Source organism: Micromonospora sp. NPDC003944, assembly GCF_053605225.1.
Window position 1 is genome coordinate 1 of the sequence record NZ_JBSGIV010000009.1, and the last position, 14,803, is coordinate 14,803.

At 71.3% G+C, this 14,803-nt stretch carries 27 protein-coding genes and 1 tRNA gene; 19 read left to right on the forward strand and 9 right to left on the reverse strand.

Features of this window, described 5'->3' with window-relative positions; genetic code table 11:
• Positions 1–118 precede the first annotated feature (118 nt).
• Positions 119–298: a DUF4236 domain-containing protein gene (locus tag ACWER9_RS06275; RefSeq protein ID WP_030333600.1), complete on the reverse strand. Its 180-nt coding sequence runs from the start codon at positions 296–298 to the stop codon at positions 119–121.
• Between the two features lie 247 nt (positions 299–545).
• Here ACWER9_RS06275 and ACWER9_RS06280 point away from each other — a divergent pair, with 247 nt between their 5' ends.
• The 3 genes from ACWER9_RS06280 (at position 546) to ACWER9_RS06290 (ending at position 1,983) form a co-directional block, all read left to right on the forward strand.
• Positions 546–623, forward strand: coding sequence for a putative leader peptide (locus ACWER9_RS06280; protein WP_349881247.1), 78 nt, complete (start codon positions 546–548; stop codon positions 621–623).
• A 191-nt stretch (positions 624–814) separates the two neighbouring features.
• Positions 815–1,375, forward strand: coding sequence for a flavin reductase family protein (locus ACWER9_RS06285; protein WP_452300770.1), 561 nt, complete (start codon positions 815–817; stop codon positions 1,373–1,375).
• Entirely contained in the window at positions 1,372–1,983 is a 612-nt protein-coding gene (locus tag ACWER9_RS06290; RefSeq protein WP_452300771.1) for a malonic semialdehyde reductase, read from the forward strand. The genes ACWER9_RS06285 and ACWER9_RS06290 overlap by 4 nt, the downstream gene beginning before the upstream one ends.
• 12 nt (positions 1,984–1,995) lie before the next feature.
• Here ACWER9_RS06290 and ACWER9_RS06295 read toward each other — a convergent pair whose 3' ends face one another.
• Positions 1,996–2,451, reverse strand: coding sequence for an RrF2 family transcriptional regulator (locus tag ACWER9_RS06295; RefSeq protein ID WP_357357457.1), 456 nt, complete (start codon positions 2,449–2,451; stop codon positions 1,996–1,998).
• Between the two features lie 7 nt (positions 2,452–2,458).
• On the reverse strand, positions 2,459–3,451 hold the full coding sequence (locus ACWER9_RS06300) for a helix-turn-helix transcriptional regulator (protein WP_452300772.1): 993 nt from the start codon (positions 3,449–3,451) through the stop codon (positions 2,459–2,461).
• Between the two features lie 202 nt (positions 3,452–3,653).
• On the opposite strand from ACWER9_RS06300, the gene ACWER9_RS06305 reads away from it, so the two are divergent.
• Positions 3,654–4,430, forward strand: a complete 777-nt coding sequence (locus ACWER9_RS06305; RefSeq protein WP_452300773.1) for a glucose 1-dehydrogenase — start codon at positions 3,654–3,656, stop codon at positions 4,428–4,430.
• 96 nt (positions 4,431–4,526) lie between these two features.
• Here the strand turns inward: ACWER9_RS06305 and ACWER9_RS06310 are convergent, their stop codons facing one another.
• A complete protein-coding gene (locus tag ACWER9_RS06310) occupies positions 4,527–4,958 on the reverse strand; it encodes an SsgA family sporulation/cell division regulator (RefSeq protein ID WP_053653619.1) in 432 nt (143 codons plus the stop codon).
• Positions 4,959–5,252: 294 nt separating this feature from the next.
• Between ACWER9_RS06310 and ACWER9_RS06315 the strand changes: the two genes are divergently transcribed.
• Positions 5,253–5,873, forward strand: a complete 621-nt coding sequence (locus tag ACWER9_RS06315) for a PGPGW domain-containing protein (RefSeq protein WP_452300774.1) — start codon at positions 5,253–5,255, stop codon at positions 5,871–5,873.
• 50 nt (positions 5,874–5,923) lie between these two features.
• Positions 5,924–5,998: transfer RNA gene (locus ACWER9_RS06320), tRNA-Val, on the forward strand.
• Positions 5,999–6,067: 69 nt separating this feature from the next.
• Here the strand turns inward: ACWER9_RS06320 and ACWER9_RS06325 are convergent.
• On the reverse strand, positions 6,068–6,643 hold the full coding sequence (locus ACWER9_RS06325) for a hypothetical protein (RefSeq protein WP_452300775.1): 576 nt from the start codon (positions 6,641–6,643) through the stop codon (positions 6,068–6,070).
• Between the two features lie 134 nt (positions 6,644–6,777).
• Complete coding sequence (locus ACWER9_RS06330; RefSeq protein ID WP_452300776.1) at positions 6,778–7,188, reverse strand: GntR family transcriptional regulator; 411 nt, start codon at positions 7,186–7,188, stop codon at positions 6,778–6,780.
• A gap of 156 nt (positions 7,189–7,344) precedes the next feature.
• Here ACWER9_RS06330 and ACWER9_RS06335 point away from each other — a divergent pair, with 156 nt between their 5' ends.
• From ACWER9_RS06335 to ACWER9_RS06360, 6 genes are all read left to right on the forward strand, one after another.
• The gene (locus tag ACWER9_RS06335) at positions 7,345–8,352 is read left to right on the forward strand and encodes a helix-turn-helix domain-containing protein (RefSeq protein WP_452300777.1); all 1,008 of its coding nucleotides are present in this window, start codon (positions 7,345–7,347) and stop codon (positions 8,350–8,352) included.
• A 148-nt stretch (positions 8,353–8,500) separates the two neighbouring features.
• Positions 8,501–8,671 (forward strand): hypothetical protein, encoded by a 171-nt coding sequence (locus ACWER9_RS06340; protein ID WP_452300778.1) that lies wholly within the window; start codon positions 8,501–8,503, stop codon positions 8,669–8,671.
• Positions 8,668–8,934: a hypothetical protein gene (locus tag ACWER9_RS06345; protein WP_452300779.1), complete on the forward strand. Its 267-nt coding sequence runs from the start codon at positions 8,668–8,670 to the stop codon at positions 8,932–8,934. The genes ACWER9_RS06340 and ACWER9_RS06345 overlap by 4 nt, the downstream gene beginning before the upstream one ends.
• A complete protein-coding gene (locus ACWER9_RS06350; protein WP_452300780.1) occupies positions 8,931–9,134 on the forward strand; it encodes a hypothetical protein in 204 nt (67 codons plus the stop codon). Before ACWER9_RS06345 ends, ACWER9_RS06350 begins: the two co-directional genes overlap by 4 nt.
• Before the next feature lie 19 nt (positions 9,135–9,153).
• A complete protein-coding gene (locus ACWER9_RS06355; RefSeq protein ID WP_452300781.1) occupies positions 9,154–9,342 on the forward strand; it encodes a DUF397 domain-containing protein in 189 nt (62 codons plus the stop codon).
• A gap of 78 nt (positions 9,343–9,420) precedes the next feature.
• Entirely contained in the window at positions 9,421–9,588 is a 168-nt protein-coding gene (locus ACWER9_RS06360; protein ID WP_452300782.1) for a hypothetical protein, read from the forward strand.
• A gap of 54 nt (positions 9,589–9,642) precedes the next feature.
• Here ACWER9_RS06360 and ACWER9_RS06365 read toward each other — a convergent pair whose 3' ends face one another.
• On the reverse strand, positions 9,643–9,867 hold the full coding sequence (locus ACWER9_RS06365) for a hypothetical protein (protein ID WP_452300783.1): 225 nt from the start codon (positions 9,865–9,867) through the stop codon (positions 9,643–9,645).
• Between the two features lie 127 nt (positions 9,868–9,994).
• Between ACWER9_RS06365 and ACWER9_RS06370 the strand changes: the two genes are divergently transcribed.
• The 6 genes from ACWER9_RS06370 (at position 9,995) to ACWER9_RS06395 (ending at position 13,840) form a co-directional block, all read left to right on the forward strand.
• A complete protein-coding gene (locus ACWER9_RS06370; protein ID WP_452300784.1) occupies positions 9,995–11,290 on the forward strand; it encodes a hypothetical protein in 1,296 nt (431 codons plus the stop codon).
• Between the two features lie 72 nt (positions 11,291–11,362).
• Complete coding sequence (locus ACWER9_RS06375; RefSeq protein WP_452300785.1) at positions 11,363–11,707, forward strand: hypothetical protein; 345 nt, start codon at positions 11,363–11,365, stop codon at positions 11,705–11,707.
• Complete coding sequence (locus ACWER9_RS06380; protein ID WP_452300786.1) at positions 11,707–11,940, forward strand: hypothetical protein; 234 nt, start codon at positions 11,707–11,709, stop codon at positions 11,938–11,940. The genes ACWER9_RS06375 and ACWER9_RS06380 overlap by 1 nt, the downstream gene beginning before the upstream one ends.
• Entirely contained in the window at positions 11,940–12,554 is a 615-nt protein-coding gene (locus ACWER9_RS06385; RefSeq protein ID WP_452300787.1) for a hypothetical protein, read from the forward strand. Before ACWER9_RS06380 ends, ACWER9_RS06385 begins: the two co-directional genes overlap by 1 nt.
• Entirely contained in the window at positions 12,551–13,009 is a 459-nt protein-coding gene (locus ACWER9_RS06390) for a hypothetical protein (RefSeq protein ID WP_452300788.1), read from the forward strand. The genes ACWER9_RS06385 and ACWER9_RS06390 overlap by 4 nt, the downstream gene beginning before the upstream one ends.
• Positions 13,010–13,252: 243 nt before the next feature.
• Positions 13,253–13,840, forward strand: a complete 588-nt coding sequence (locus tag ACWER9_RS06395; RefSeq protein WP_452300789.1) for a hypothetical protein — start codon at positions 13,253–13,255, stop codon at positions 13,838–13,840.
• Positions 13,841–13,914: 74 nt separating this feature from the next.
• Here the strand turns inward: ACWER9_RS06395 and ACWER9_RS06400 are convergent, their stop codons facing one another.
• Positions 13,915–14,148 (reverse strand): holin, encoded by a 234-nt coding sequence (locus tag ACWER9_RS06400; protein ID WP_452300790.1) that lies wholly within the window; start codon positions 14,146–14,148, stop codon positions 13,915–13,917.
• A gap of 30 nt (positions 14,149–14,178) precedes the next feature.
• On the opposite strand from ACWER9_RS06400, the gene ACWER9_RS06405 reads away from it, so the two are divergent.
• The gene (locus tag ACWER9_RS06405) at positions 14,179–14,496 is read left to right on the forward strand and encodes a hypothetical protein (protein ID WP_452300791.1); all 318 of its coding nucleotides are present in this window, start codon (positions 14,179–14,181) and stop codon (positions 14,494–14,496) included.
• Here ACWER9_RS06405 and ACWER9_RS06410 read toward each other — a convergent pair whose 3' ends face one another.
• Positions 14,497–14,769 carry a hypothetical protein gene (locus ACWER9_RS06410; RefSeq protein WP_452300792.1) on the reverse strand — a complete coding sequence of 91 codons (273 nt, stop codon included), beginning with the start codon at positions 14,767–14,769 and terminating at the stop codon, positions 14,497–14,499. It lies immediately after the preceding gene.
• Positions 14,770–14,803: the final 34 nt, after the last annotated feature.

Below are 14,803 nucleotides of genomic sequence, written 5' to 3' on the forward strand. Positions count from 1 at the left end.
CGCCGCCGGATGCCTGAGCTGGTGTCGTGTCACCCGGACGACGTAGATGCCTTGAAGCGACTACGTCGTGGAGGCTGGCGAATTGGACCACCGGCACCCCGCTCGACTCCCGGGATGGTTACGACCGGGACTTGTCCTGCTTCCAGGACAGTGGACCCGGCAGGTCGACCCGGTGCGCGCGGGCCTTGGAGTTCCAGGACCAGCGACCGATCTTGATGCTCCACGAGGAGAAGCCGTTCTCGGTGAAGTTCAGGATGATCGGACCGTACTTCTTGCGCTTGCGAAACATGAGGCCCATCGGAGGTCTCCCCTCGTCACCGTTCCCTGCCGTGTCGAGATCGAACATTCCCGGACCGGCAACTTTTGAAACCCTCTCGCTGTCCGGCCTGGACAGTGACCCTCGACGGCCGCAATCTCTATCCACCAGATAGGTGTTGCGGCACGGTAAACGCTGTTCGGGGTGCTTCGTAACATCGGCAGCGATAGAAGTCTCATCTTCTGGAAGGCCGTTGACCGCTCGTTCCGCTCCCCGGCAGCATGGGGTCATGTCGCAGCGGGATGAGCTTCTCCTCACCGCTCGTGTGCACGTCGACCTGGTCCGGCACGCGAGCGCGCTCTGTTGAGCTGACCGGTTCACCCGGCTCGGCTCCAGCGCCGCACTCCCACCGCCCGCCCGCTCAACGCGGAGCAGCGTTCCTTCACGCCCTCATCCGGGCGTCCCCGCTGCCGTAGTGGACAGATCAGGAGATCCCTCCATGTTCCCACCCCGTCGTGTCGTCCCGCGTACCCTCGCCGCGTCGGCCCTGGTGTCGGCGTGACCACCGTGGAGCGGCCCGCGACGGACGTCGCCGAGCTGCTACCGGTGAACCCGGACCTGTTCCGTGCTCTGCTGCGGCGGCAGGCCACGAGCGTCACCGTGGTCACCGCTGTCGCCCGGGGCAGCGACCCCGCCTGCCTGGGTGGGATCGGCGCGCCCATCCGGGCAGGCTTCACCGCGACCTCGTTCACGTCGGTGTCGCTGGACCCTCCGCTCGTCTCGTTCTGCCTCGGGGTGGCGTCGTCGAGCTGGCCGGTGCTCGCCCGCGCCGAACACGTCGCCGTGCACCTGCTCGGCGCCGGGCAGCGGGAGGCCGCCGCGGTCTTCGCGACGAGCGGCATCGACAGGTTCGCCGCGTACCCGGACTGGACGTCCGGACCGTTCGGGGTGCCGCTGCTCGGCGGGGTGCTGGCCCGGCTGCTCTGCCGGGTGGTGCACCGGGTGCCGGCCGGCGACCACACGCTGGTGATCGCCGAGCCGCTGGCGCTCGGCGACGGCGGCGACGGTGCCCCGCTGGTCCACCACCGGGGCGGCTACTACACCGCCGTCCAGCCGTGACGGCACCGACCACGGCCGACCTGCTCGTGTTGGACCGGGCCGCCCAGGACCTGCTGTTCCGGGCGGCACGCACGGCGAACACGTTCACCGACGAGCCGGTGACCGACGCCCAGGTCGCGGCGATCCACGACCTGATCCGGTACGGGCCGACCGCGTACAACGGCCAGCCGCTGCGGGTGGTGCTGCTCCGCTCGGCGGCGGCCCGCGCCCGGCTGCTGCCGTACGTCTCGTCGAGCAACCGGGCGAAGACGGCAACCGCGCCGCTGGTGGCGGTGCTCGCCGCCGACGTGGACTTCCACGAGCGGCTGCCCGAGCTGTACCCGCACCGGCCGCAGGCCCGCGACTGGTTGGCCGACCGTCCGGCCCGCGCCGAGCAGGCCCGCTTCAGCGCGACCCTCCAGATCGGCTACCTGCTCGTGGGCGTACGCGCCGCCGGGCTGGCCGCCGGCCCGATGGCCGGGTTCGACGCGGCCGCCGTGACCCGTGAGTTCTTCCCCGACGGCCGGTACGAGGCGCTGCTGCTGCTCAACCTGGGGCATCCCGGCCCGGACGCCTGGGACCGGCGGCTGCCCCGACTCGACACCGAGGAGGTGGTGTGGACGCTCTGAGCCGGCACCGGGTCAGCGGGGCTCCCACGCGTCGGGCAGCGCGGTGAGCTTGCGGACGTGCGCGGGCAGTCGACCGCTGACGATCTCGGCGAGGCTCACCTCGTCGACGACCCGCCGCACGGCGGCGCGGACCGCCACCCACAGGCCGGGCAGGTTCTCCGCCGAGCCTTCGTACCGGGTCTCCTCGGGGCGCAGCCCGCGTACCCCGGCCAGGGGGCCCTCGACGGCGCGCAGCACCGCGCCGACGGTCACCTCGCGGGGCGGGCGCGCGAGGGTGTAGCCGCCCTCGGCGCCGCGTTGGGCGCGGACGATGCCGGCCCGGCGCAGATCCGCCAGGACCGCTTCCAGGAACTTGCGGGGCATGTCCTGCTCTGCGGCGATGACCTGGGTGGACAGCAGCGAGGGGTACGCGGTGGCGAGGCTCAACGCCGCCCGTACCGCGTAGTCGCCGCGCGCGGAGATCTGCACCCTGCCATCATGCCCGGCCGGTGCCGCCGGGCCCCGCGGTGGGCGGCCCGGGTCTCGTGGCGTGCCCGCCGTTCGCGGGTTCGCCGAGGCCGCCGGGGCGGAATCGGCCCCCGTTGACGCTCGTCGAATCGGCAGGCGGTCGAGGTCGGACCACCCGGCCGGCGGCCGGCTGGTCGCGGGCGGCCCGGAACGCGCCGGGGCTGACCCCGACCTCGCGGGTGAAGAAGCGGCCGAAGTTCGTGGGCTCGGAGAAGCCGAGCTGCCGGCCGATCTGGGCGATCGGCTGATCCGTCGCGGCGAGCAACCGGCCGGCCTGCAACGCGACCCGCTCGTCGATGACCTGCTTGGCGCTGCGGCCGGTGATGGCCAGGCAGGCCCGGGTGAGGGTACGCACCGAGCAGCCGAGGTCGGCCGCATAGTCCTCCACCCGCCGGCTGCGCGGATAGCCGTGCTCGACCTCGCGACGGAACCGGTGGAACGTCTCGTCCTCGGGTCGGGACGGCGGCCTGTCGGTGTGGGCCAGGGCGAGGCGCAGCAGCAGCACGGCCAGTTGGTGCCGGAGCAGCGCGCGGGCGGTGGGGTCGTCGGGGTGTCGCTGACAGTCCACCGCCAACTGGCTGACCTCGCTGATCACCGCGTCCTCGTCCTCACCTGCCAACTGCCGCCAGGTCGCGATCGTGGTCAGGTCGACGTCGAAGCCGTGCAGTGCCTCGGGCTCCCAGGCGACCACCGTGGCGTCGAACTGGGGGCCGGCGCAGCGCAGCACCTGACCGGGGCGGACCCGCAGCAGCGTGCCGGGGCGGCACGGCAACAGGTGGAAGTCGAGCTCCGCGTCGCCGTGCCGACGCGTGGTGAGAATCAGTAGCTCCCGCTCGACGATCACCGGCCGACGCCAGCCCGGGTCACCGGCGAGGTCGGCCAGGGCGAACGTGGCTATCTCGTCGGTGACGGGAGACGCCGTTCCGATCGATGGCGCGGGGGAGGGATCGGTGGAGACCATCGCCTGCGACGGTAGCCCGAACCGCAGGTCACCGCATCCCGATCGACGCGCGTAGCGGAATCGGCGGTGCGCCGTGGTCTTGTCCCGCCCCCTGCGGCCGGGCTACGTTACCCGGCGGTAGTGCCGCCGGTCGGCGGTCCGCCCGGCCTCCGCCGGCCCACCGACCGGGCGGTGACCCCCGCCGACTCGCGATGGGATGGGCATGACGCAGCTGTTCTCGGTCGAAGGTAAGACGGTCCTGGTCACCGGCGGCTCGCGGGGAATCGGGCTGATGATCGCCCAGGGCTTCGTCCGGGCCGGCGCACACGTGATCATTTCGTCGCGCAAGGCGGACGTCTGCGCCGCGGTCGCCACGACCCTCTCCGCCGAGGGCCGCTGCGAGGCCATCCCCGCCGACCTCAGCGACGACGCCGGGGCCGAGACGTTGGCCGCCGCCGTGCGCGAGCGCTTCGACAGCCTCGACGTGCTCGTCAACAACGCCGGCGCGACCTGGGGGGCACCACTCGAGGAGTACCCGGGGGCCGCGTTCGACAAGCTCTGGGCGGTCAACGTCAAGGCCGTCTTCCGGCTCACCACCGCGCTGCTGCCGGCGCTGCGCGCCGCCGCGAGCGCCGACGACCCGGCCCGCGTGATCAACATCGGGTCCATCGACGGCATCCGGGTGCCGATGATGGAGGTGTACGCGTACTCGGCCACCAAGTCGGCCGTGCACATGCTCACCCGCAGCCTGGCCCACCAACTCGCCGGCGAGCAGATCACCGTCAACGCGATCGCGCCCGGCCCGTTCGAGAGCAAGATGATGGCGTTCGCGCTCGACGACCCGACGAGCCGGGCCGCCATCGAGCAGCAGGTGCCGCTGGGACGCATCGGCCGCCCCGAGGACATGGCCGGCACGGCCATCTACCTCTCGTCCCGGGCCGGCGCATACCTCACCGGCGCGGTCATTCCCGTCGACGGCGGCATCACCACGCACGGCTGAGCACCGGCCGACCCGGGGCGCGCTGTCCGCGTACCCCCAGGTGTGCCGGGGCCGCGCGGACTCGGCAGATCCGCGCGGCCTCGGTTTGCTCGTTTCTCAGCGGCCGGCGAGCAGCCGGGTCACCGCCGTGTCGACGTCCAGGTGCTCGGCCTCACGGCCGCGCGGGACGACGACGTAGGTCCGTCGAAGGAAACGCACCAGGACGCTGCGCGGCACCTCGAAGAGGGCGTTGCCGTCCGGTGACGAGAGGGCCAGCGCGACGAAGTCGCCGCGCGGTGTGGCCCAGGGCCAGACCCGCACATCTCCGATGCCGGCCGGCTCGTCCAGGCCGGTGACCAGAAGTTCGCGAGCGAACGACCAACTCACCGCCTCGCCCCCGGCCGATTCGGCATGGAACAGGACATGGACCGCATACGGGTCAGCAGGGTCGTAACGCAGACTGGCACGCACCGGCAAGGCGGTGGCGTCAGGTGCGACGAGCCTTAGCGACGTCTCGACCTCTACGGTCGTCGGTCGGATGACACTCATGGACGTTCTCCCCCCGGCACCGCTGCGGAACGCGCGTGTCCCGCTTTTCCCATACTCAGGTGCTACCTCTGGCTACGCTCCGCCATACGCTGACTTCACCCAGTGGTGGGAAGGGGGACGGAATCGCTGCGTGAATGTGAGCATTCATGTAGGATTGCCGGTTCTGCCCAGTGCGTGATCCCGCCCGGTATCGGGTGGCTCAGTCGTCGACTTACTCCGGTAACGTCCAGTCGGCCGTTGCAGTGACGGGCCCGAGCGACACTGGGGGGTGAAATGGTGGCGAAGCGATCCTCAGTGGATCCGGCGACGGCGCCCGGCCCGCCGAAAGTAGCGGTCCGAGCAACCGAAAAGCGGGGGTACGGAGTGCCGATGGAGCAGCCCGAACGGGCCGGTCGGCCGGCGTCCGACGCCGGTCGTTCCGGTGGCGACGGCAGCGGTGCTGGTCGTCCTGGCGCTGGTGGCGGCAGTGACTCCGGTGCCGGTGGTGGTGGAGTCGCCGTGCAGGACCCGCCGCGACGCCCCCGCTGGCGCGAGCGGATCTCGCTGACCCTCGACCTCATCCGCGCCAACCCCACCGGCCGGATCGCCCTCAAGATCTTCATCGCCATCGCCGGGGCTCTGGTGGTGACCATCGGCATCGCCCTCATCCCGCTCCCCGGGCCGGGCTGGCTGCTGGTGATCGCCGGCCTGGGCATCTGGGCCGTCGAATACCACTGGGCGCGCCGGCTGCTCGGCTTCACCCGCCGCCACGTCCACGGATGGACACGCTGGGTCACCAGACAATCGCTGCTGGTGCGAATCGTGCTCGGCTCCGTCGGCCTGGTCTTCGTGGCCACCGTGGTCTGGCTGTCCCTCAAGTACAGCCTCGGCATCGACGTGGTGGCCAAGGCGATGCACTACCTCGCGACGCACTGACCCCGGATTTCCGGTCCGGTTCCACGATCGGGTAGAGTCAGTGGCGCTGAGGGCGATTAGCTCAGTGGGAGAGCGCTTCGTTCACACCGAAGAGGTCGCTGGTTCGATACCAGCATCGCCCACCAAGTTCCACAGCAGGTCAGAGCCCGGATGGACACAGTCCACCCGGGCTCTTCGCTACCCGCCGGCAGAGATCATGAGTCGCCCATGAGTCGCGACCGCCGAGCACGCTGCCGAAGGGGCGTCACACCCCGCTCCGCCAGTTGCGCCGTGTAACCAATCTCGAAGCCCTGCTCGATGCCGTCCTCGCGTGCCCGCTGCAGCGTCGCGCCAGATGGATCCGTCGGTCCGTCCACACTGCTGCCTCTGCGGAAACCGATGGTGTCGCCCTGGCTGCCGGCGACGTACATGTGACCGCCGGGGATGTGGCGAGCTGCGGGCCGTGCCGGGTGGATGCCGACGTCGCGCTGCTGAACGAGCGTGGCGAGTAGTGCCTCTGCTGCCGCGAGGCGCTGGTCCAGCATGTCCTGGCGGGCGCGCTCGTCGTGGCGCTGGGCGTCGCTCGACCGCACGATCCATCCGACGCCGCCGAGACCGGCCAGGCTGGCGAGGATCGGGTAGGTGCCGGTCGGGACGGACACGTCGGCCAGGTGGTCGACGAGGTAGAGCGTGACAGTGATGCCTATCGCGGCCACGCCAACGATCAGATAGCCGTACTCGGTATGGCGTCGTGGCGGGTCGGTAGCTTGGGGTCCCCACGTGTTTTCCATCGTGGGAGTCTCGCGGTTGGTACACCCTGTGAGGCAACGCCTACACGCCGCATCTTGCAGATAGCGAACCGTTGCCGCGTCAACGGTTAACAAAGGTGTTACGTCTGGCGTCCACGCGGTAACCGTTCGGATGATCAACCCACCCGGAAGACCACCCGGTAGCGGTGCGCGGGGTACGCGTCCAATAGTCCGTCCAGACGGGACACCACCAGCAGCGGCACACCCTCCGGCACCTGATACGTCCGCCGCTCCTCGGGCGTCGGATTGCGGGCCGTGACCCACTCGCCCGGCTCCGCGTGCACCAGCTCGACCTCGACCGGCGTCCGGACCACCACCCCGCGACCTCGCACCGCCTCAGCCAGGCCCTCGTTGCGCAACTGCTGCACAGCGGCCCGGGCGGTCATCGGCGCGACGTCGTAGGTCTGCGACAGGTCCCGTTCGGACGGTAGGCGGTCACCAGGGTTGAGCTGCCCCGACGTGATCCGAGCACGCAGAATCTCGGCCAGCTCCTGGTAGCCGACCGGCTCCTGTCCGGGATAGATCACCGCCGCAGGGTAAACAGCCATTCGACGCACACCAGTGGACTAGTCAAGTAACTAGGACGGTCACTGACGGGCATCCGTGCCGTACGCTGCGAAGTGGCGGCCCGTCGGGGTAGAGGCCGGCGGGACGCCACCCAGTCCTCTACCTGGGAGCGTCCGATGCCCGCCCGCATCCGCACCATCGTCGACCCAGCGTTCGCCGGCGAACTCGCCCGCAGGCGCACCGACCGAGGCATGACCCTGCGCGACCTGGCCCGCCTCGGGCACTACAGCAAGAGCTTCCTGCACGACCTGGAAAGCGGGCGCACCCGACCGACGTGCGACGTCGCCCGCAACCTGGACGTGGCCCTCGACGCCGGCGGGGCGCTCGCCGCCATGGTCGTCGACCCGCCTACCACCGCCAACCCCGACGACGCGGACCGGCTCGCCTACCTGGCAGCGAACCCGACCCGCCTCGACGCCGTCGGGGTTCAACTGCTCGCCGACGTGCTGGCCGCGCAGCGCCGCCTCGACGACGCCCTGCCCGCACCCATGATGCTGCCCATGGCCCTGCCGCAGTGGCAGGCCGTCCGCGACCTCGCGGCGCACGCCCGAGGCCCACGCGCGCCCGAGCTGCACGCCGTCGCGGCCGAGTGGACACAGTTCGTCGGGTGGCTGTACGCCGAGCTACGCAACGACAGTCAGGCCGTACGGGTGCTCATCGAGGCGGCCCGCGAGGCTGACGCGGTCGAGAGCGGCCCGCTCGCCGCGCAGGCGGAGAACTTCCGCGGCTACCTGGAGCGCCAGCGTGACAACCCGCGGGGCATCGTGCGGCACTTCCTCGCCGCTTACCACACCCCGGGGGCGGCGCCGCTGCAGCGCGTCGGCGACGCGATCCAGGCCGCTCACGGGTACGCGCTGCTCGGCGACCGCGCCACCGCGGTGAGGCTGCTCGGCGAGGCCGGCGACTTGACGACCGCTGCCGAGTCGGAGCCGCCGCCGGCGACTGCGTACTGGTTGACGCCGACGTTCTCCCGCATGGGTCTTGGCCTGGCGTATCTGGCCCTCGGTGACCGGGCGGCGGCGGGCGAGAACCTCCGCGCGGGGTTGGACGCGTTGCCGGAGGATCAGCGCGGCGCCGAGTGGGTGGCCGAGTATCGGCGCGCGCTGGTCGCATCTTCCACGTGATGGTGTCCGGGACGTGTCCGCGACCCCGTGGCGGACAGGTCGAGGCTAGATAGCTGACTAGCGCACCCGCCACTCTGGGGTTAGGACGCGGTGACTGGCCGTTTGTCAGCGGTGAGGCCGCGCCCCTCGGAGCGAGGGAGGCGACATCGTGCACATCGTCCCCAGGAAACTGCGACAGCTGCTGACCAGCTCGCCCCCAGCCGAGCCCGCCGGCCCAGCCATCCAGGTACGCGAGCAGGCCGCCGCCGCCGAGCGGCTACGCGAGCAGGCTCGCCAGCGCGTCGCTGAGCACCGCTACGAGTACAGGCCGGCCCGGTGACCGCCCAGACCATGCCCGCCCCGGGCAGCCGCCTGTCGGTGCGCCCCGGTGAGTGGCAAGTCGCCCCCGGACAGGCCGGGCACACCTACTACGACATCCGGGTCGTGTCCGTCCACGACTCCGACGACCCCCGGTACGCCTGGGTGCGCGGGCACGGGCTGGAATGCGCGTGGCAGTCGTCCGACTGCACGGCCCCGTGGTGCTGGGAGCTGCTCGTCGACGTCGACGTCCTGGCCGCGACCGCCGCCGGAGAGCGGCCGTGAGCCGCCTCGACGAGCCCTACGACCGGGCCGCCGTCACCTTCTCCGCGCGGCTGACCGTCAACGCCCACGCGGCCGGCCGGCGCTGCTGCATCGAGTGCCCCGGCGCCGGCTGCCGGCAGGAAGCGTGGGCGCGCGACGCGCTCGGCATGGCCCCTCACGCCACCCCGCAGGACCACCGGCCATACCCGATGGCCGGCTGAAGAGAGAGAAGGAATCACGATGGACCAGCTCAACTTCGTACGCCCGAACAGGTGCGACAACTCCGGCCCGAACTGCGTCGAGGTCGCCATCGACAAGGGTGGCAAGCGCGTCCTGCGCAGCTCGAAGCGCCCGGACGAGCAGATCGTGATCGACGCCGACGAGTGGGCGCCGTTCGTCGACAGCATCCGCGCCGGCCAGGACTTCTGACCGGGCGTGCGGCACGAGGGGTCGGCTCCCAGCTCGGGGCCGGCCCCTCACGCGCGCCCGTCGACGTGCCTCGGCTGCATGACCCGGATCCTCAGCCCGGAGCACACCTGCGGCGGCGACCGGATCCCGAGCGACGAACTCGGCTGGTACTGCGACTGCCCCGATCCGGAGTGCCGCCGCCGGCAGCAGGGCATCTGGCCGACCGTCGCGGCGGAGCGACCCCGCCGAGGCCGTGCAAGATCCTGAACAGCGACAGCCCTCGCCACCGAACATCGGTGCCGGGGGCTTCAGTGCGTCTGGCTACTGCTCAGGTTCGCCGGCCTTCGCCATCACCGCGCTACGACGCAGCTGGTAGTAGGTGCGCTGCCCCCGGGGCGTCAGCGGCTTGTACCGCCAACCCGTGCCTTCCGGACCCCACTCGTGGGCGCGCTGCTCATCGTCCTGCAGGGACCGCAGCACCGTGCGCGGGGACACCTCCAGCAGCTCGGCCGCTTCCGCCGGGCTCACCCACACGCTGCCGCTCAACCGATGCCCCCTGCTCGTCCCATCTCGGGATGATCTCACGCCAGACACGCCCGGAACAGCCACACCGACACGCCGGTGACGCTAACGGCAGTTGCGCCAAGAGCGCCACTATCGCCAAGATAGACACATGACCCTCTTTCGACGGCGGCCGACCGCCGCCGAGATGGCCGACGTCGCCCGCGCCGAGGACGAGCGCCGTCGCCTCGACGCGAAGTTCGCCCGCGACCAGGACGCCGCGAACCAAGCGGCCCGCCGCCAGGCCAAACGAGAGCAGGAACGCGCCAACCGCAAACGCCGCAAGGCTGCGGCCAAGCGGCGGGCCCGCCGCCGGCGCAAGCTCGCCGCCCTCGCCCAGTCCGCCCGCACCATCGGCCCGCTGCTACTCGTCAACGCCGCAGCCGTCGGCGGACAGACCGCGTACGCGTTCACCCGCACCCCGGCCACCTGGCACCCCGTCGTCCGCGCGACCGTCGCCCTGGTCTACGCCGCGACCGTCGAGTCCATCTCCCTCTACGTCAACTGGCACGCCCACGACGCCCTGCTCCAGAGCGCCACCGGCACCGCGGCTGAGATGCGACGCCGCGCGTACCTCATCGCCGCGGTCGTCGCCGCCATGAACTACTCACACTTCGACGGCGAGCACTGGACACCCACACCGTTCGCGGTCGGCTCCGGGATGGCGTCGCTGCTGTCGCCGTGGCTGTGGGGTCTGCACACCCGCCGCGCCCAGCACGTGCAGCTGCTCCGCGCTGACCTCGTCGACGAGACCGGCGCCGTGTTCGACCGCAAGCGGCGGCGGGCGTTCCCGGTCAGAACGTGGCGGGCGGAGCGGTGGTCGATCGAGCACAACGTCCGCGACCCCCGCACAGCGTGGGCCGGCTACCACGCTCATCGCGACGCGCAACGCCGGAGCACCACCGGCGGCGGCCGACTTCGGTCAGCGTGGGCCGCACTACGCGGTCTGCCCGCCGGCGCGGTCGACGAGTCCGACCCGGACATCCAGCTGTGCCGCCAGCTGGAGCAGCAAGTCCAGGGCGCTCGCCGGGCCGTTGACGCCGGCGCGGTCCGCCTCGCCCTGGGCGGCGGCGCGCTCGGTGTGTGGCCGGCTCCGGGCAGCCCGGTGCCCGCGACGGGCAGTGTGCCCGCGGGCAGTACGGAGCCGCCCGCCCGGGTGCCCGCGACGCTGCCCGCAGCACCCCGCCCGCGCCGGACCGTCAGCGCCAAGGTGGATCCGCCGACCGTCCGGCCGCCCACACCGCCGCCGCCCGCGACCGAGGCCGACCGGGTCGCGGCCGCGTACGACCAGTACGTCCAGCAGCACAAACGCCCACCGTCAGACCGGACGCTCGCCCGGTTGGCCAGTGTCGGCAAGACGTTCGCCAACTCATGGAAGCGGTCGCGGGCAGACGCCCCGGCCAAGTAGCACCCGGGGCGCGGTCTACGCCTGGACAGCCAGCCGCGCCCCGGGACCCTCCCCGAAAGGAAGGCACCCATCATGCACACCACACACCGAGTCAGCGGCCAAGTGCCCGCGGACTCGCCGCTGCGGGCACTCGCGGGCAAGACCATCACCGCGCCCGCGGGCACCGCGTCGGAGGTGACCGCGAGGGTCGCCGAGATGCGCCTCGCCCGGATCGACCCCGTCGTGCTGGCTGCCCGGCACGTGCCGTGGACGCCGATCGTCCTCGCCGGCGCGGCCGCGGTGCTCGTCGACGTCGCGGTCGTGCTCGCCGCTATCCTCGGCGGTCACACCCTGATCGCGTGGACGTCCGCTGGCGTCGGCCTGGTGCTCGGCCTGCTGCTGTTGGTGGCCTGCATCCACCTGGAGATGGACCGCTGATGGTCACCCAGCAGTACCGCCTGCACATCTTCGACGGCACGTACGAGGTGCTGCACGACCGCCGGCACGTGGTCTTCCTCGACCTGGACGTGCCCGGCTACGAGAGCACCCTTGACCGGCACCTGTGGGCGCTGACCCGCGACGCCCGGGCCGCGAACGAACCGATGGACGCACCGCGCATGGAGGTCCGCGACGCGGCCGGCGCGGTGGTGCGGAACTGGACGGGATCCTGATGCTGCTTCACGCCCTGCTGGTCGCCGCGCCGACGCCCAGCCCTTCTCCATCGCCGTCACCCGCGCCCGGTGCCGGGTCGGCGGCCGTGCTTGAGCACGCGATGTCGCCGACGACCGTCGCGATCCTGCTGCTGTTGGCCCTGCTCATCGACTGGATGAGCGTCGGGCCGAACAGCCTGCGCGACCGGATCGCGTTCATCGTGGCTGTGCCTACGATCCGCGAGGGCTTCGACGGGTCGCCGCTTGACCAGTGGACCGTCGAGACGCTCAGCAAGGTGATCCAGAGCCTGCTCGACTCCACCGGCGGCGCGTACATTGCCGGCGCGAGCATCAATCTCGTCATCGGCGCGGGTATCGGCGTGCTGTGGATCTACGCCCTGGGTTGCATGTTGCCGGTGAAGTTCGGGAAGAAGCTTGGCAGGTTCGCCACTTTGTCCTTCCCGGCGTCCGGGCTGCGCCGACTCAACGGCCCGCTGTGGATCGTGGCGATCCTGCTCGGCCTGATGTCCGACCTGCCCGGTGGGCTGGTCGGGGACATCGCGCGGTCTCTCGTCGACGTCGCCGCCGGCCTCGTCGCACCCCTGCCCGAGCTGCTCTTCGGAGGTGGAGAATGACCCCCGTCCTGCTTGCCGCAACCAGTGAGCCAGACCGCGGTTGGGGCGGCCCGATCGCGGTGCTGATCGCGGTCGTGCTGTTCCTGCTGTTCATCGGGATTCAGGAGTACCGCGACCCCTCCCCCACCGAGGACGAGGGGAGTGGTGTCAGCGTGAACCCCAAGGTCAACACGGTGTCTGACACCGATGACACCGGCCGTGACACCGGGTGGTGGGGGCGGATCCGCGTCGTCGGCGGCCGCCGGGTCCGCGTCGTCGACGAGCTGCCCGTCGACGACGAGCTGGACCTGGACCTCGACGACGACGAAGAGCCGGAGACCGTCGACGGAGCGGTCGCCCGGCTGCTGGGTGAGCGCCTGTCGTACATGGAGATCGTGCGGCACCTGATGACGGTGTACCGGGTGTCGGAAGCGACCGCGAAGCGGCGAATCCGGGAGCACCGCGATGCGGCGTAGCGGGGTTGCCGGCCCGCCGTACCCTGCGCCGGGGGTGACCGGGTGAGGTGCTGGATCTGTGGACGGTGGTGGCCGCTGCCCTGGGCGTGCGGACGATGCCGACGTCGCCGACGGAAGATGCGCCGCGACTACCTGGCCAATGCGGCGCCGCAGGACGCCCTAGCCGACATGGCCCGAACGGACCCTGAGTCCGCCGCCGGAACCGATAGCTAGCTGACGATCACGGAAAGTACGGTGCCCGTCATGACCAACGCTCCCCAGCCGCCTACCGACCGCAAACGCAAGGCGCTGATCGTCGGCGCAGCAGTAGTCACCGCCCTTGCGATCGGCGGAGCGTCCTACGCTGCAGGTCGAGCTGGCTCGAACCCGGCGGCACCGGCTGCCAAGCCGAGCCCGACATACACCACCGTCGCGCTTGACGTCATGTGCGAGAACGTGAACTCGTCGGCGGTCGCCGCCGACGGTCGCACGCTCACCTGCATCTACAACCAGGGCAGGGCCACGTGGACGGTGAGCCCGAGCCCGTCGCCGTCGCCGACGACGAGTTCGCCTGCCGCAGTGGCGACGACGAAGGCGGCCCCACCACCCCCACCGCCGCCGCCCACCATCGATGAGGGCACGTGGACGGTGGGGGTCGACGTCCCGGCCGGCACGTACCGGGTGACGGAGCCGGTGAGTGGTGACTGTTACTGGGCGATCCTGAAGAGCGGCACGAACGGTGACACGATCATCTCCAACGACATACCCGGTGGTGGCCGTCCGACCGTGGTGCTCAAGAAGGGGCAGGACTTCGAGTCGTCCAGCTGCGGCACCTGGCGGAAGACGAAGTAGCTCGAGGGAACGGCGAAGCGCCCCCACCCTCCCGAAGGAGAGTGGGGGCGCAACCGTTCGCAGCGGGGGCGATGTTACTGCTCGGCACCGACAAGGCTCGGCGAGTCCGGCTCCCCGGACACCTTCGCGCTGACCAGCGAGGTGAGCACCGACAGCACGGCCGCGCCGGACGCGATGCCGCCGGCGGCCGCCCAGTCCGCCTGCCAGGCGTTGAACACGACGTCGGCGCCCCAGTAGAGCAGCAGACCCTGCGCGGCGCTCTTCACCGCCCGCTCGGCGGTGGACTTCCAGAACCTGCCTGTGAACACGGTGGTACCTCCTCGGGTTACGGTTCTCGGGTGGTGCACATTCCGTCGTTGCCGGCGAGTGACCGGCTCGTCCTGGCCGGGCTGTCCGGCGTGGCCGGCCGGTACGGCACCGGCAGCGACCGAGACGCACCCCGCGACCAGGCGGTCGCCGCAGTGCGTCAGGTGTCCACCGACCCCCGGCTGCTGGGCATCCAGGCCGGGGTCGCGTTGGCCGACCCGCAGGGAATCAGCGGGCCGGTGGTCGAGCTGCTCCAGGCGGCGGGCGCCGACATGGCGGTTGCCGCTCAGCACGCGGCCGAAGTACGGGCACGGCTGGAGCAGTCCGGGATTCGGTACGACCGGGAGTAGTTAGCGCCCCTCCGGGCAGCCGAACTGTGCCCGCAACTGCCGGATGTCTCTGGCGATCTTCTGCCCGGCCGGGGTCTGCGGCGGGGTCTGCCGGTACGCGTCATCGAGGGTGGACACGATGCCGCACCACCGCTGCTCCGACAGCCGCTGCTGCTCCGACACCCGCTGCTCGGACTGCCTGGCGGACTCGTTGCTGTAGAGGATCGAGACGGTCGACGATCCGAGAGCAGCGAGCAGACACGCGACGAGGACGCGCCACCCGTTCCACGTCACGGTTCACCCGCCCCGGACGACGCCGGCGACGACG